The organism is Desulfopila aestuarii DSM 18488 (genome assembly GCF_900143695.1).
Lineage (GTDB): Bacteria > Desulfobacterota > Desulfobulbia > Desulfobulbales > Desulfocapsaceae > Desulfopila > Desulfopila aestuarii.
The window spans coordinates 17,225-33,843 of record NZ_FRFE01000018.1 but is presented as its reverse complement, the minus strand read 5'-3'; the positions used below and the strand labels follow the sequence as shown (position 1 = coordinate 33,843).

Annotated in this window: 15 protein-coding genes; 10 read left to right on the top strand and 5 right to left on the bottom strand. The window is 53.0% G+C overall.

Features of this window, described 5'->3' with window-relative positions; translation table 11 throughout:
• Positions 1-29: 29 nt before the first annotated feature.
• From BUF15_RS16660 to BUF15_RS16615, 10 genes are all read left to right on the top strand, one after another.
• The gene (locus BUF15_RS16660) at positions 30-1,766 is read left to right on the top strand and encodes a Na/Pi cotransporter family protein (RefSeq protein WP_073614845.1); all 1,737 of its coding nucleotides are present in this window, start codon (positions 30-32) and stop codon (positions 1,764-1,766) included.
• A 1,103-nt stretch (positions 1,767-2,869) separates the two neighbouring features.
• A complete protein-coding gene (locus tag BUF15_RS16655) occupies positions 2,870-3,664 on the top strand; it encodes an IclR family transcriptional regulator (protein WP_073614844.1) in 795 nt (264 codons plus the stop codon).
• 95 nt (positions 3,665-3,759) lie between these two features.
• Complete coding sequence (locus BUF15_RS16650) at positions 3,760-5,166, top strand: aminotransferase family protein (protein ID WP_073614843.1); 1,407 nt, start codon at positions 3,760-3,762, stop codon at positions 5,164-5,166.
• Complete coding sequence (locus BUF15_RS16645; RefSeq protein WP_073614842.1) at positions 5,163-5,930, top strand: ABC transporter substrate-binding protein; 768 nt, start codon at positions 5,163-5,165, stop codon at positions 5,928-5,930. Before BUF15_RS16650 ends, BUF15_RS16645 begins: the two co-directional genes overlap by 4 nt.
• Before the next feature lie 108 nt (positions 5,931-6,038).
• Positions 6,039-6,698 carry an amino acid ABC transporter permease gene (locus tag BUF15_RS16640; protein ID WP_073614841.1) on the top strand — a complete coding sequence of 220 codons (660 nt, stop codon included), beginning with the start codon at positions 6,039-6,041 and terminating at the stop codon, positions 6,696-6,698.
• A gap of 32 nt (positions 6,699-6,730) precedes the next feature.
• Positions 6,731-7,477, top strand: a complete 747-nt coding sequence (locus BUF15_RS16635; protein WP_073614903.1) for an amino acid ABC transporter ATP-binding protein — start codon at positions 6,731-6,733, stop codon at positions 7,475-7,477.
• Complete coding sequence (locus BUF15_RS16630) at positions 7,474-8,169, top strand: CoA transferase subunit A (RefSeq protein ID WP_073614840.1); 696 nt, start codon at positions 7,474-7,476, stop codon at positions 8,167-8,169. Before BUF15_RS16635 ends, BUF15_RS16630 begins: the two co-directional genes overlap by 4 nt.
• Positions 8,159-8,812, top strand: a complete 654-nt coding sequence (locus tag BUF15_RS16625; protein ID WP_073614839.1) for a 3-oxoacid CoA-transferase subunit B — start codon at positions 8,159-8,161, stop codon at positions 8,810-8,812. The genes BUF15_RS16630 and BUF15_RS16625 overlap by 11 nt, the downstream gene beginning before the upstream one ends.
• Before the next feature lie 39 nt (positions 8,813-8,851).
• The gene (locus tag BUF15_RS16620) at positions 8,852-10,120 is read left to right on the top strand and encodes an ArgE/DapE family deacylase (protein WP_073614838.1); all 1,269 of its coding nucleotides are present in this window, start codon (positions 8,852-8,854) and stop codon (positions 10,118-10,120) included.
• A gap of 41 nt (positions 10,121-10,161) precedes the next feature.
• Positions 10,162-11,361 carry an acetyl-CoA C-acetyltransferase gene (locus tag BUF15_RS16615; protein ID WP_073614837.1) on the top strand — a complete coding sequence of 400 codons (1,200 nt, stop codon included), beginning with the start codon at positions 10,162-10,164 and terminating at the stop codon, positions 11,359-11,361.
• Between the two features lie 109 nt (positions 11,362-11,470).
• Here BUF15_RS16615 and BUF15_RS16610 read toward each other — a convergent pair whose 3' ends face one another.
• The 5 genes from BUF15_RS16610 to BUF15_RS16590 all read right to left on the bottom strand — a co-directional run bounded on the left by BUF15_RS16610 (position 11,471) and on the right by BUF15_RS16590 (position 16,130).
• Complete coding sequence (locus BUF15_RS16610) at positions 11,471-12,181, bottom strand: ABC transporter ATP-binding protein (protein ID WP_084554104.1); 711 nt, start codon at positions 12,179-12,181, stop codon at positions 11,471-11,473.
• Positions 12,168-12,893, bottom strand: coding sequence for an ABC transporter ATP-binding protein (locus BUF15_RS16605; protein WP_073614836.1), 726 nt, complete (start codon positions 12,891-12,893; stop codon positions 12,168-12,170). Before BUF15_RS16605 ends, BUF15_RS16610 begins: the two co-directional genes overlap by 14 nt.
• Positions 12,874-13,905, bottom strand: a complete 1,032-nt coding sequence (locus tag BUF15_RS16600; RefSeq protein WP_073614835.1) for a branched-chain amino acid ABC transporter permease — start codon at positions 13,903-13,905, stop codon at positions 12,874-12,876. The genes BUF15_RS16605 and BUF15_RS16600 overlap by 20 nt, the downstream gene beginning before the upstream one ends.
• 23 nt (positions 13,906-13,928) lie before the next feature.
• Positions 13,929-14,816 carry a branched-chain amino acid ABC transporter permease gene (locus BUF15_RS16595; protein WP_073614834.1) on the bottom strand — a complete coding sequence of 296 codons (888 nt, stop codon included), beginning with the start codon at positions 14,814-14,816 and terminating at the stop codon, positions 13,929-13,931.
• Between the two features lie 87 nt (positions 14,817-14,903).
• The gene (locus BUF15_RS16590) at positions 14,904-16,130 is read right to left on the bottom strand and encodes an ABC transporter substrate-binding protein (protein WP_073614833.1); all 1,227 of its coding nucleotides are present in this window, start codon (positions 16,128-16,130) and stop codon (positions 14,904-14,906) included.
• Positions 16,131-16,619 lie beyond the last annotated feature (489 nt).

The following is a 16,619-nucleotide window of genomic DNA, read 5'->3' as shown; positions in this document are numbered from 1 at the left end:
TCCAATATAATTTCAGCAGATCAGCTCTTATGTGTATCAAAAAAACCATTTTTTATACAGGTGCCTTGTTCTTGTCACTTCCCACCAGCCTTTACGCTGCGGAGGGTCAGACCATCGAATGGCTGACTCTTCTAATGGGGCTGTTCGGTGGTCTTGCTCTCTTCCTGGGCGGCCTTGAGCAACTTTCAGACGGCCTGAAGCAGGCAGCTGGAGATGCGTTGAAGACTATGCTCTCAAAACTCACCTCCAATCGGTTTATGGGAGCTGTCACCGGATCGGTGGTGACAGGTATCCTCAACTCCTCTTCTGTCACAACTGTACTGGTCGTCGGTTTTGTCACCGCCGGGGTAATGACGCTGCAGCAGTCGGTGGGGGTGATCATGGGGGCCAATATTGGCTCCACGGTCACGGCTCAGTTATTAGCCTTCAATATAGCCCAATACGCGCTTTTGCCCATCGCCGTCGGTTTCTTTATGCTATTTGCCTCGAAAAAGGACATAATCCGCAACTATGGCAAGATGTTGATGGGTCTGGGTCTGGTCTTTTACGGCATGGGTATTATGGGTGATGCCATGTATCCCCTGCGTGGTTACCAGCCGTTTCTTGACATCCTGCAGCGGATGGAAAATCCCTTGCTCGGCATTTTAGCCGGGGCAATGTTTACGGGACTCGTCCAGTCCTCGGCAGCGACGGTAGGGATTGCGATTGCCATGGCTGGTGGTGGTTTGTTGAGCTTGCCGGCAGGTATTGGCCTTGCATTGGGGGCCAATATCGGTACTTGCGTCACTGCACTCATGGCAGCAATGGGTAAACCGCCGGAGGCCGTTCGTGCAGCGGTGGTACACGTGGCGTTCAATGTCATCGGTGTCTTGGTCTGGCTGCCATTTATTTCCTCACTTGCTTCCATTGCGGTTGCAATTTCGCCTCCGAGCCCGGAGCTGGAGGGAGTCGCCAGGATTGCTGCCGAGGTGCCCCGGCAGATTGCCAATGCCAACACGTTGTTTAATGTGATCAATACCATTGTCTTTCTGCCCTTTACCGCCCTCTTTGCCCTGGTGGCCGAAAGAATCGTAAAGGAGCGGCCGGCAGCTCCAGCTGTAATTGAGCCGCTTTATCTTGATAGTGCACTGTTGGAGGTGCCGACAATGGCCCTGGACGGTGTTCGCCGGGAGTTGACGAGGGCTGCCGAACTACTCCGGGAAATGATTCAAAGCTTTCAGGGAGCAATGGTTACCGGTGATCTAGTCGCTCTCAGGAGGCTGGTAAATGAGGATGACAAAATTGATATTCTTGAGCAGGCCAGCATTGAATATCTCGGGAAAATACGGGGGAACGCCCTTTCTGAGCAGGAAAGCGATGAGCACCAGCGCTTGATGGCCTGTGCAGTCAACCTGGAGACGATGGCCGATGTGATTGAAAAAGATCTTGTGGGACTGGCCGAACGCTCACGAAGGGTAGTCTACCAGCGAAGCGAAACGTCAAAGCAAATGCTGCAGGAGATATTTGGCTATGTCAGCCAGGCAATAGATTTCCTGATACCAACCATACGGGACAAGGATGTAGAGAGTGCAGAAGCGATTCTCGATCTGGAATCACGAATCACAAGAGTCGGGAAAGCCTTTCTGGTACGAAAGTCTGAACGGCTTGGCAATGTACCCGAAGCCGTCACCATTGCTCGTCTCGAGGTATCGGCAGTGGATAAAATGGAGCGCATGTACAGCCTCTGCAAGCACATAGCGAGAACCCACCTGAGTGAGGCCGAGTGAAATAACTTTCTGACAGCTGCACTTTACAGGCTGCTTTTCGCTTTACGACAATCTTCTCCACTACTAGGGCGCAGACCAACGGTACGCGCGGATATTGATTGGAGAGAAGCGGGAAGTTCTCTCTTTCCCTGTCGTTGCACTTGCCGATAATGTTGGAAATTTGAGTAAGAACTATTCAATGAGGCAATTTCGGTGGTGGTACCTAACTGCATGCGTAAGTTGGCCATCGACCCGGAACGGGTAAACATTCATGGAGGCGGCCAGGGAATAGCTATTGTCATTGAGCGGGAATAATTCGCTGATGCTTCGCTCAACTTTCGGTCACAATTTTTTTGATCAATGGATCCGCCTCTTCAAACGTTGGTCAACGGGTCCATAAAAAAAGCGTTTAATATATAAGCCTTAACCGCTTCAAGAAAACGTGGTACGCCCTATTCACCCTATACTCTTAGAAGTACCTTTTTGGCATCAAAAGAGGAGTTTAAGACCAAAAACAGCCTATTTTCATTATATATACAACGCTAATTCGTGTAGTTATCTTGGTCCGACCCGAGCTTAACCCGAGCTTAGTTACAAACCATGATCGGGAACCCACCACCAATTGGTGCAAATTTCCTGGATACTCTCAGTCGCTACCAATGTATCCAGTCATACGGATGAACCTTTAAAGAAACAACCTTTTCTACCTCCTCCCGATCAGTGCTTTGAAACATTACGGTAATGGGAATTGGCTCTGGACTTGGCATTCTTGCAACAAGCCGCAACAGCCTACGATTAAGCCCTGTCACTTCTTAGATCATCGCTTCCACCCTGCAGGATGTGATGTTTTCTCCAGGATACCAAAACTGTGCCTCTATCAGATCTTGAGCTCCATCGCTTTTCACATAATTGTAATACAAAAATAAATTCCTCCTATTCTCTACTCACTGGTTCTTTTCACATCCCAGGCTAACAGTCGGTTACAGCCAATCTCTAACGCTCTCTCAACGAGTTACAATTTTGTCGCCCTCTATTTTTTCTTGACAAGCACAATTGCTCAACGCTATTTTAACTATAATAGCACATGATTTACTATAATAGTAAAATTGGAGAGATAATATCGTATGCCGACGAGTACATCATATTTTTCAAAATCACTGGAAAAGGGTCTGAAGATTCTGGCGCTGTTCAACCGGGAAACCCCGGCGCTCAGCCAGACAGAGATTGCCAGCCTTGTCGATCTCAACATGACCTCAACCTACCGATATATCAACACCCTGGTTGAAATGGGATATCTCGAAAAGGACGAAACCACCAAGCGTGTACGGCCATCGATCTTTTGTCTGGCATTCTGCAACAACCTGATGCGGGCCACGGATCACAATCGATTTATCAAGGCCCTTGTCGATGACGTCCACAGCCGCTGTAATATAACAATCGATGTCGCCCTGTCCGTCGATGATGACATGATGCGCATCTATCACCGGGAGGCCGCCGACACACTTACCTACAGCCTGCCCGACTTTACCAGAAACTGTCTGCACAACACCGCGCTTGGCAAGGCCTTTCTCTCTTCACTACCCGCAGATGAATTGCAGTCCCGTATTGCCAACCTGCAGATGACTGCCAAGACAGAGCATACCATCGTCGACCGTGATGTCCTGAAAAACCAGTTACTGCTAGCTAAGACCAGGAAATATGCCATGACCGTTGAAGAATTTCTCCCCGGCCTGATAGCTATTGCGGCACCGCTCATCAACCCCCACACCGGCAGGGGTATAGGAGCGGTCTCTTTTGACTTTTCTGTCCTGCAGAGAAGTCCGGAAGAGGTTGAAGTCCAGTATGCACCTCTCATTATTGAACTGGCCGCGAAAATATCAGCCACCATTCCGGTGGAAGGACGACTTGGCAGTGTCTAGCCCGTATATTTCATGAACGTTTTTTCAGAATTATGCGTAATCCGGTTTTGCCGGAATATCAAAGATGAAATAAACCAAACCCAGGACAACCAAACATGAATAGAATCGCAGCAGCGAATCCACTCTTTTACCAGACAAGTGCCGAGACCCCGATGGTTGCCAAAGCAGAAGGTATTTATATCTGGGATGAAGACGGCAGGAAATATATCGATGGCTGCTCCGGGGCAATTATCTGCAATATCGGTCACGGGGACCCTGGAGTACTTGCAGCGATTAACGAACAGGCCAAATCCGCATTCTTCACCTACCGGACCCAGTTTGAAAATCGCCCTGCAGTAAAACTGGCTCAAAAACTGGTCGACCTGTCCACCCCGGGACTCGATCGGGTCTTTTATGTGTCAGGCGGGTCAGAAGCGGTCGAGTCGGCTATTAAACTCTGCCGCAGCTATTTTTGCAGCAAAGGCGAGCACGGCCGTCACCTGATTATCAGCCGGACCCCCTCTTACCATGGCTCGACCCTCGGCGCCCTGGCGCTCACTGCTTACGCACCGCTGGAAATACCGTATCGGCCAATGCTCAAGGCATCACCGAAAATTCCCGCGCCCTATTGCTACCGCTGCCACTATCAGCTGACCTACCCGCAGTGTAATCTGGCCTGCGCCAAAGCCCTGGAGACAGCCATAAATGAACAGGGACCCGAAAATGTCGCCGCCTTCATCGCTGAACCTATCGGCGGGGCCAGCACCGGTGCACTTGTACCGCCTGAAGACTATTTCGCCGTCATCCGCGACATCTGCAACAGGTATGGCATTCTCCTGATTCTTGATGAAGTCATGACGGGCTTTGGCCGCACCGGCCGGCTTTTTGCCTACGAGCACTGGAACCTGCGACCGGATATCATCGCCCTCTCTAAAGGAATGGCTTCCGGCTATTACCCTCTGGGAGCAGTAATGGCCGGAAACGAGCTGGTCGAATCGGTTTTGGCCGGCGGCGGTTTCCCACATGGTCACACCTACGCAGGCAACCCCATGGCTTGTGCTGTGGGGCTGGCGGTACTTAACCGGATCGTTGACGACCAATTGGCTGAGAACGCCGCTGAAACCGGCAGGCAGCTGCTCTCAGGTCTCAGACAGCTTGCCGGACATTACCCTATCATCGGCGAAGTGCGGGGCAGAGGACTGCTCACTGCCCTTGAGTTCGTAGCCGACCGTGAAAGCCGTGCTCCTTTTGCCAACAGCGACCAGATTTTTAATCTGGTCACCCGAGAGGCCTTTTCCCGCGGCCTCATTATCTACCCGAGGAAGTCGATCAACGGCCTGGCCGGAGATCATGTCCTCATTGCTCCGCCGCTCATCATTTCCGCCGCCCAGGTGGACGAGATGCTTGAGCGGCTGAATGAAACCCTGGCAGCCGTTACCAGGTTACTGGCCGATAAAACCATCCATCCTGGCAACCAGCATCATCGCACTGACCAATCAACCCACAAAGGAGAGACACAATGAAAAGGACATCCGTATTGGCAACTGCCCTCATAGCCGTATTCCTGCTCACCGGTGCAGCATTTGCTGATGATCTGCAAAAGGTAAAGAATAAAGGTGAAATCACCATGGCGATGAGCGGTCAATATCCACCCTTTAATTTCGTCGACGACAAAAATGAGCTTACCGGCTTTGACGTTGAGATCGGCAAAGAAGTTGCCAAACGTATCTCTGTTACCGGCGTACCGATGAGCACAGCCTGGGACGGGATCATCGCCGGCCTGCTTGCCAATAAATATGAGTTGATCTGCGGCAGCATGGCTATTACTGAGGACCGGCTCAAGTCCATCGACTTCTCTGATCCCTACTACCGCTCAGGTGCGCAGCTGTTCGTGAAAAAGGATTCACCGCTTAAAACCGTCGCTGACCTGAAAGGCAAGAAAGTCGGCGTCACACTTGGCACCACCTATGAAAAGTGGGTCAGAGAGAATATTGCCGACGCCGACATTCGCACCTACAAAGGCGTCCCTGACATGATCCTGGAGGTCTCCAACGGCCGCATCGACGGATTTATCACTGACAAGATCGTTGGCGCCCTGGCCATCAAGGACAAGGGAGCCCCCATCGCACTCGCCGGCGACCTCCTTTACGAGGAAAGGATGGGAATCGCCATGCGCAAGGGCAACACTGAACTGAAAACCGCTATCGACACTGCACTCGCCGCCATGAAGGAAGATGGTTCCTATCATGACATCTCCATGAAGTGGCTTGGCATAGACGTTCGCTGATTGTTTTCAAAACCTGCTGTTCCGGTAGACGGGCGGCAGGCAACAACGGGAGGACAACTTCCCCGGTCCTCCCGCAACACCACTCGATAGCATCAAAGGATGCCTGTTATGCTGGACTGGACTATCATCGTTCACTATTTCCCCTTTCTGGTCTCCGGAGCCCTGCTGACCCTGCAGATCTCGGTCCTTTCCCTTATCCTCGGTCTGGCCTTCGGTCTGACCGCAGCCCTGTGCAAGCTCGCCGCAAACCCGCTACTGCGATGGCCGGCGGTTTTCTACATCTGGCTGATCCGCTCCACTCCTCTTCTGGTACAACTCTTTATCATCTATTTCGGCTTTCCGCAGATCGGCATCGATCTCGGCCCATTCATGTCAGGTGTACTCGGACTAGCCCTGAACGTGGGTGCCTATAACGCCGAAACTATTCGCGGCGGTATCATCTCCGTACCAAAAGGGCAGACGGAAGCCGCCCGTTCTCTTGGCATGAGTGGCGCCCAGGCCATGCGCCGGATTATCCTGCCGCAGGCGTTGCGCATCATCATTCCGCCGCTTGGTAATAACTTTGTCATCCTCATCAAGGACACTTCACTTGTTTCCACCATCACCGTGGTCGAACTGACACTTACCGCCCAGCGCCTTATCGGCTCAACCTACAAGCCTTTCGAGATGTATGTTATGGCAGCTGTTCTCTATGCCGTGCTCACCTCGGCAGCGAGCATGCTCCTGGTCTGGGTGGAACGACGCACCAGAAAGGAGGCCCGGGCATGACACCCACATCTTCGACCAGACCAATTGATCCCATGCTGGAAATTCGATCCCTGCAAAAAAGCTACGGGCAGCTCAACGTGTTAAACGGCGTCGATCTCAAAGTAGCCCCGCGTGAAGTTCTGGTAATTATCGGCCCCAGCGGATCGGGAAAATCAACCCTGCTTCGCTGTATCAACCATCTTGAAGAACCCACCGGCGGCCAGATTTACCTGGAAGGTGAGCTCATCAACGATACAGGCAGGAGTCGCAAGGATTTTGAAAAGCACATCAATCACATACGCTGCCAGGTTGGCATGGTGTTTCAACAATTCAACCTGTTTCCACACATGACCGTCCTGGAAAATGTGATGGAAGCGCCCCTGCTGGTATTGAAGAAGGATAAGACTACGGTTCGTGACAATGCTCTTGAACTGCTGGGGAAAGTTGGCTTAAGCGACAAGACAAGCGCTTACCCCAGTATGCTCTCCGGTGGTCAGCAGCAGCGAGTAGCCATCGCCAGGGCTCTGGCAATGGAACCGAAAGTGATGCTGTTTGACGAAGTCACCTCGGCGCTTGACCCTGAGCTGGTCGGGGATGTCCTGAGGGTCATGGAAGATCTCGCCCGCGACGGCATGACCATGCTGGTGGTGACACACGAAATGGGTTTTGCCGAAAAGGTCGGCGACCGGGTCATCTTCATGGCCGATGGAGTGGTCGTCGAGGATGCCTCACCGCAGGCAATGTTCAGCAATCCCCAGGAACGCCGCACCCGCCAGTTTCTCAAAGAGGTGCTCAAATGATCGACAAAACAACAACGGTGAGCAAGGCACTTGAAAACGTCACCTGCGGCATGTCCGTCATGGTCGGTGGTTTCGGTGTACCCGGCACTCCCTTTCTGCTCATCAACGGTCTTCTTGGATCCGGCGCCGACCGGCTCATCCTGATCAAGAACGAAGCCAACGAGGCTGGGCTCGGCGTATCACTCTTGCTGGAGGCCGGTCGAGTCAGTCGTCTCATCACCTCGCACCTCGGCCTGAACAGCCTGGCTATCGCCATGATGAACAAAAAGGAAATCGAAGTGAACTTTTATCCCCAGGGTATCCTGGCGGAAAAAATCCGGGCCGGCGGGGCAGGCCTGCTGGCCATTGTCACCGACATCGGCATCAATACCATCCTACGCCGGGAAGAGAATGTGGTGCAGCTGGATGGGCGCGAGGGCATGATTGAACCAGCCCTGCGCGCAAACATTGCGCTCATCCATGCCGCCAAAGCTGATCGCGCAGGCAACCTGGTCTATGAAAAGAGTGCCCGTAACTTCAACCCGTTAATGGCTACCGCTGCCGACCTGGTTATCGCCGAGGCAGAAGAGATTGTCGAAACAGGCGAGATTCCCCCTGATCAGGTCCACACTCCGGGGGCCTTTGTCGATCACGTTGTACCGATCGGAGAACTTCTGCCCGAATATGGAGTACTCAAACATCATGTCCGTTAACATAAAAGAAAAAATCGCCCGTCGGGCGGCACAGGAGATCAGACCGGGTCAAGTGGTAAATCTTGGCATCGGCATTCCAACGCTCATTCCCGACTTTCTCCCACCCGACCTGCCACTTACCATCCACTCGGAAAACGGCATACTTGGCGCTGGCGAAATAACCCTTGCCGCCAAAGCTGACCGTAACCTGATCGACGCGGGAGGCGCCTATATTTCCGTAGTGCCAGGTGCAGCCTTCTGCGATTCAGCCCTCAGTTTTTCCCTGGTGCGGGGGGGCCGCCTCAACCTGGCCTTTCTCGGAGCCCTGGAAGTGTCGGAACAGGGTGATCTGGCCAACTGGATCATTCCGGGAAAGTTTGCTCCCGGCATCGGCGGCGCCATGGAGCTGGCCCAGAAAGCCCGCCGACTGATAATCACCACCACCCACACCACAAAAAAAGGGGAAGCAAAGATCCTGAAAAACTGCACCCTGCCGCTTACAGCCAGACGCTGCGTCGATATGATCATTACGGAACTGGCGGTAATAAAAGTTGAACCGGACGGCATGGTCCTTACGGAAATTGCCCACGAGACCGACCTTGACACCGTGCTACGCTTAACCGAGGCACCTCTGGAGATTGCCGAAGGTCTTACGACCTTTTGACAATCTATACGACACCCCTTCTACCGATGCCATTCAGCCATGACTGCTCAGGAAAAACGTATTCTCGAAATCGTCACCGGTCTCTCCGATGACATTTTTGATTTCACCAGCCGCCTGGTCGCCCAGCCAAGCACACTTGGTAACGAGGCGGGGGCGGTTGCAGTGATGAACTCCGAACTGCAGAAACTTGATTTTACCACCTCCTTGATACCGCTTGAAAGCGAAGACGTACTGTCCCATCCCGGTTATGCTTCCGTGCCATGGTCAATATCCGGCCGAAACAACGTGGTCGGCACCATGCCTGCCGTGGCGAACGGCGGCAGGAGTGCCCTTCTGAACGGACACCTGGATGTGGTCAGTGCAGGAAACGGTGCACTCTGGCGGCATGATCCGTTCACGCCCACAGAAGCTGACGGCTGGCTGTATGGCCGCGGTGCAGGCGACATGAAATCAGGCATCGCCGCAATGACTTATGCTGCTCATGCAATCCGCAAGGCGGGTTTCGGTCTGGCCGCGCCGCTCACCATTGCCGCAGTCATCGAGGAAGAATGCAGCGGCAACGGTGCTATCGCGACCCTCGCCGCTGGCTACGACGCCGAGGCAGTACTCATCCCCGAGCCGTTCGGGCCGACAATCCTCACCGACCAGCTTGGGGTGATGTGGTTCAAGGTTCATCTCGCCGGTCGTCCCACCCATGTCCTGCAAGCAGGGAGCGGCGTCAATGCTATTGAGAAATGTTACCCGCTGATCCTGGCGCTTCGTGAATTTGAAGAAGAACTGAACCATGATCGCGTGCCGCTGGCTTATAGGAACACCCACCATCCGATAAACCTCAATATCGGCATCATCGAAGGGGGAGACTGGCCCTCCACCGTGGCAGCTGAAGCCACATTTCACGGCAGGCTCTCTTTTTTTCCGGGGACCGACTATACGGACATTCGCAACCGCCTGGAAGCAACAATATTACGGGCCGCCGAAAAGGACGAATGGCTGCGCCGGAATCTCCCCGAAGTGGATTTTTACGGATTTCGCTCGGAAGGACATAGCCTGCCAAGTGATCTGCCAGCCTTCCAGGTACTTGACGGTTGCCACCACGATATTACGGGAATTGCCGCCGAAAGGTATATTTCGACCTGCACCACCGACCTTCGGGCTTATCATTTTTATGGCAAGGGGCAAGCGACCTGTTTTGGCCCGGTGGCGGAAAATATCCATGGTACGGATGAACGGGTGCACCTGGAAAGCGTCTTGCACGTGGCCAAAACCTACGCCCTGTTCCTGGCCCGATGGTGCCACCTGGTTGAATAGAAATCGTTATAGCTCAAAACTGTAATAGGAGATCCTTCACCATGCAAGAAGTTGTTATTGTCGATTACCTGCGCACCGCCCAATCCAGATCACGGCCCTCCGCGCCGGAAAAAGACTGGTTCCATCGGTTGCGTGCCGACGAACTGCTGGCACGCCTCCTCCCTGAAATACTCAAACGAAGCGGCGTCTCCTCATCCGACATAGACGATCTTATTATCGGTTCTGCTCTCGGCGTGTCTGAACAGTGGACCTTTGGCGGCAGGACCCCGGTATTTCTTGCAGGCCTCGCCGATTCCGTCGCCGCCAAATTTATCGACCAGCAATGCGGTTCAGGGTTGGCGGCTATTCAGGTGGGCTATATGGAGATAGCCACAGGCTGCGCCGACATAGCACTGGCCTGCGGTATGGAACACATGACCAGGGTACCCATGGGCCCCACCCTTTTTGAAAGTGGTGCCATGTCGGTCAACCCCGATCTCTATTCGGATGAGCGATATAGTTCATGGGATATGCCAACCACCATGAATATGGGATTGACCGCGGAAAAGCTTGCTGCTCTCGCGCAAATCACCAGGGAAGAGATGGACCTCTGGGCCGTGCGTTCCCATGCGCGTGCTGCCATCGCAGCAGATTCAGGATTTTTTGCAGGAGAAATACTGCCCATTGATGCTCCACAGGCAGACGGCAATGCCATAACCATCAACCGGGATCAGGCTGTGCGCCCGGAAACTGATCTCAACGGAACTGCCAATCTCAAACCGGTCTTCCAGAAAGACGGCTCGATAACGGCAGGCAACGCCTCACCGCTGAGTGCCGGGGCTGCGGCAATGATGCTCATGAGAAAGGACTTGGCAATCGAACGCGGTCTCAAGCCCCTGGCCACCATCCGCGCGGTAGGTATCGCCGGAGTGGATCCGACGCTTATGGGAACAGGTCCGGTACCGGCAGTCCGCAAGGTGCTGAAACAGATAGGTCTAATGTCTGAAGATATTGATATCTGGGAGGTCAATGAGGCGTTTTCCGTAGTAGTTCTCAACTGCATGCATGAGTTGGCCATCGACCCTGAAAAGGTAAACATCCATGGCGGTGGTATTGCCCTCGGTCATCCCCTCGGTGCAACGGGAGTCCGCCTCACCGGCACCCTCGCCAGGATCCTGGCCGAACAGAATGGCCGATATGGCTGCGCAACCGCCTGCATCGGCGGCGGTCAGGGAATAGCTATTGTCATTGAGCGGGAATGATCCGCCGATTCATCCAGGGAGAAAACAAGGAGGCCGATCAGCAAGAGAACATGCTGATCGAGCTCTTTGTATGAATTCCAATAATCTGCGATAACAAGCCCGCTATCCTCTATATCCCCAGATAGGCTTCCTTGACATGGGGATCGTCGATCAGATCCGCAGCTTTTCCTTCCATCACCACCCGGCCATGCTCAAGCACATAACCGCGATCGGAAAGACTTAAGGAGTGTTTTACATCCTGCTCGACCATGAGGACGGTGGTGCCCTGATCGGCGATTTTTCGTACCGTTTCAAAAATACCCTTGATCAGGATCGGTGCCAGGCCAAGAGACGGCTCATCGAGCATGAGGATATTCGGCAGGGCCATCAATCCACGACCGATAGCAACCATCTGCTGCTCACCGCCTGAGAGCGTCATGGCCAACTGGCTTTCCCGTTCCGCCAGCCGAGGCAACAATTCGTACACCTTCTTCAAGGTCTCCCCAGCCTGCTCGCGAGCCCGTTTATTAAAAGCACCGACCATGAGGTTGTCTTTCACGCTCATCAGTGGAAAGAGGCGACGGCCTTCCGGTACGTGGACAATGCCTTTGGTAACAATGTTCTCTGGCGGCTCCTTATCGATTTTGTCATTCGCAAAGGTAATCGAACCCGCCTTCACCGGCATAAGTCCAGAGATGGCTCTCAACAGCGTCGATTTTCCGGCACCGTTACCACCGATAATACTTACGACCTCACCTTTTTCCACCTTGAGGGAAAGCTCGAAGATTACCTGAACATCGCCATAAGCTACGTCAATTTTATCAATATCAAGCAACGGCATAATCTTCTCCCAGATAGGCCTTGATAACCTTTTCGTTGTTGGCGATCTCATCAGGTGTCCCCTCGGCGATCTTTTTGCCGAACTGGATGACCACGATACGATCCGAAAGGGCCATGATGGCACGCATGATATGTTCGATAACGAAGATGGTTATACCGCGGTTGCGCAGATTTTTGAGAATCTCGACCATCTCATCAACCTCGTTGGGTCTTAGACCGGCCATAACCTCGTCAAGCAGCAGCAGCTTTGGTTCGGTGGCCAGTGCCTTGGCGATCTCCAGCCGTTTTCGATCGGCAATGGTAAGGTTTGCCGCCAGAATATCCTTTTTATCTGCGAAATTGAGGTATTCCAGCACCTTCAAGGCCTTCGCCTCGGCTTCTGACCGGCTGTTGGTGGTGGCGAAACTGCCAACAGTCACGTTATAGAGCACCGATTTTGATCCAAACGGCTTCACTATCTGAAATGTCCTGGCAAGCCCCTGTTTACAGAGATCCCAGGGCTTACTGCCGTTGATGTTCTTGCCGTCGAAGGTAATTTCACCTGCTGTCGGCGGGAATAAGCCGGCAATACAGTTGAAAGCGGTCGACTTGCCCGCCCCGTTGGGACCGATCAAACCGAATATCTGCCCCTCCTCGATCTGCAGGTTGAGCGAATCCACCGCCCGCAGACCTCCAAATTGTTTTGTCATGTCTTTAACTACGAGCAATGCCATGTTCCTGCCCCCCACCTGTCGTTTTGCCGATAAGACGAGCCACCAGCGATTTATACAATCTGGTCAACGGTTCCTGCAGTCCTCGTGGTTGATAATGCATTACCAAAATGAGAACCAGGCCGAAAATGATCAGGTGCATACCCGGCAGAGTGTCGCCAAAATAAATCCTGGAAAAATCCCCTACTGGTCGTAGTAACAGTGCACCGAGGATCGGCCCGGCAATGGAACCGCGACCGCCGATCAGGGCAATGAAGGCGATCTCGAACGAAAGATCGAGCGAGATAATGCTTTTGGGATGAATGTAAAGGGAAAACTGGGCGTAAAAGGTGCCAGCCAGGGCGGTCAGGAAAGAGCTCATGGCCATGGCAATCAGTTTGGCGCGTGCGACATTGATCCCGAGCGCCATTGCCGCTTCCGGCTCCTCGCCGCCTGCATTGAGATAATAGCCAAGCTTTGAACGTGAGATGAACCAGGTCAAGAAGAGCACCAGCAGCAGCATTACCAGAATGATGTAGTAATACGGCTCCTTGCTCGCGAACATGTAATTGACCAGGCCGGTTTCCAGGGGCGGAATCTGCAGACCGCGCGGTCCGTTCACCTTGAGGGGACCAATATAGTCGACGTTTTCGACAATGACCCTGATACCTTCGGCAAAGGCGATGGTGGCAAGGGCGAAATAAGCCCCCCGCATCTTGAAAGTCGGCAATCCAATCAGTACCCCGACAATGGTGGCAATCACCCCGCCGACCAGCATGCCGAGCCAGGGGCTGATGCCATACTGCAAGGAAAGGATGGTTGAGGTATAAGCGCCTATTCCGACAAAGGCTGCATGGCCCAAAGGCAGAACACCGGCAAAGCCACCGACCAGATTCCAGCTGGTGGTCAGGTAGGCGTAAAAATAGAGTAGCACCACGATGTGGAGATAGGTCGCGCTGCGTACGACAAGCGGCAGGCCAAAGGCGATAACCAGAAGCCCGATGCCTGCCAGTCTGTTAATTTGCTTTTCATTCATGGAGGTCTTCCTCGGTTTCTTGATTACCAATCATGTTTCTGGCCAAACAGACCAGACGGCTTCACAAACAGCACCACCAGAAACAGCCCGTAGACTATGGCTTCCGTCCAGGTCGCTGTCATGAACTGTGGACCGACGGATTCAATCAGACCGACAATGATACCGCCGACCAGCGCTCCGCCGATGGAACCAAGGCCGCCGAGAACGACGATAATGAAGCCCTTGATGTCGAACAGTACGCCCACTGTGGGAAAAACGTTGTTGAACGGGACAAGGGTAACCGCCGCAATCCCTGCAGTAGCAGAGCCAATCCCAAAGGCGAGGTTGTAGATTTTATACTGGTTGATGCCCTGGAGACTGGCGGCTTCACGGTCCATGCTGGTAGCGCGGATGGCCCGGCCCATACTCGTTTTCTGGAAAAACCAGTAGATCGCTGCCGCAGTTACGATCGCAATTATGCATCCATAAAGTTTGGGAACCGAAATAAACAAGTCACCAAACTCCAGCATTTTGCTGCGCCATGGGTTGTCGGCCAATGAACGGTACTGGGGGCCGAAAATAAGCAGGGTCAGGTTATCGAGGATGTACCAGATACCCGTAGTGACGATGATAACGGTGATCGGCTCGCGCACATTTTTCTCGGCAATAAAAATCGGCTTGATGACAATATCCTGTAGATAGTAACCGAAAAAGAACATGACGGGGGCGACAATGACAATAGCCAGGTAGGGGTTGATACCGGTAAGGGTCACCGCCCAGTATGTCACATACATGCCCACCATCAGCATCGAGCCGTGGGCAAAGTTGATCACTTTCAGAACACCGAAGATGATGGTCAGACCCATCGCCGTCAGCCCGTAAATGGATCCCATCAGGATACCGTTGATGGTGTCCTCAATGATATAGAGCATGACCGCCTCCCTGAAGCAGCAAGATAGATTGAGACAGAATAAAAGCAGGGCGCCTGAGCAGCCCTGCTTCAAAAAAATGGACGACTATTATTTTTCAGGCATCGGGAAAACCGGGGTGTAGCCCGCACGACGCGCAGATTTCGGCCAGATGGTAATACGCTCCAAGCCTTTTCCGGTATCATTGACCTGCACCATTACGAGAGAGGCGTTCTCATTCTGACCGGTGGCATCGAACTTGATGGAGTCGTAACCGACGATCATGCCAGGGCCGTCAGACAGGTTGGTTGCAGCAAGAGCCTCACGAATCTTGGCAGGATCAAGAGAAGCGGCGCGCTCGAGGGCGTCTTTTAATACATACATGGCCACGTAGGCGTCAACAGCCTCACCGGTCAGGTTCTGGCCGTATTTGGCATTGTATTTCTCGTTGGCTTCCTTGGCACCTGGCTTATTAACGTCGGTTTCCCACTCAACGATATCGAACAGGTACTGCGCGCTCTTGCCGGCGGCTTTGAGGAAGGAAGGATCGGCATGACCTCCGCCACTGGCAATGATCGCTTTCAGATTAACCTTGTACTCTGCCAGGGTATTGGTGAGCAGAATGGCGTCAGCCGCATTAGAAACCAGCATCAGTACATCGGCTCTGGAACGTTTGATTTTCTGAACAACCGGGCTCAGGTCGGTGGCAGTTGAAGGATACGGTTCATCGAGAACAACCTGGTAGCCGCCTTTTTCGGCAAGCTCTTTCCACTGTCCGGCAAAACCTTTACCCCAGTCGCCGTTCTCATAAACAAAGGCAATTTTCTCTACCTTGGTACCGAACTCCTCCTGCATATCCTTGAGGAAAGAGAACTGGTCACGGGTCCACCAGCTGTCTTTGGCCGCGATCCGGAAAACGGTTTTGAAGCCCTGATCAGTGATCTTGTCTGATACGGAAACCGGTACCACAAACGGAATACCATAACGCTCGGCCACAGCTGTGGTCGGATAGGTCACAGCGCTGTTCCAGCAGCCGGTCAGGACATTGACCTTTTCGGTATTGATCAGACGCTCTGCTTCAGCAACACCTTTTTCAGGTTTGGATTCAGAGTCGGCAAAAACCAATTCCAGCTTGGCGCCACCTAAAGACTTGATACCACCGGCAGCGTTGATCTCTTCTATCGCCATTTCACGGGCATTCTTGCCCTGCTGGCCCACCGTAGCCGACGGTCCGGAAAGTGGAATAATGTTGCCAATTTTGACATTTTCTGCCCAGGCGCTGCCGGCGATCAGTGTTGCTGCCAATGCCGGTACTGCCAATTTACGAAATACGCTCATGAAATCCTCCCAAATTGATATGCCTGAATAGGCGTGGATACTCCAGCATTACCGCTGGTACATGCTTCTCACTGCACTGGAATGAACCTGGAGATCTTCTGTTTTGGGTACATCACCGGTTTGTTTCTGCAGCACAGGTCGTCTATGGACTACTTAGGGCAATTACCGTGCCACAGATGAAGGTCGTTCGTTTATCGCACGACCTTGCAGGTCGTCGACAACAGACGGAGAAGACACCAAAGACATAAAGTTTTGAAATTCAATATTATTTGATATAGGAAGTGTGGGACTGTCAGCCCAACAGCAAGTGGAAGGAAAAATATTGGCCGTAAAAACCTGTAACACGAACAAGGTCGTGCCATAGCCGCATTGCAAGGCAGTTGCAGGTAAAAGTAAATGAGGGAAGAAGACGGAATTTCCAAGAGGAGGGTCCCAGTCCGCCCCGCGTCCGGCAGGGTGGATCAGCACGCAAAAGACAGAAACCAGGTT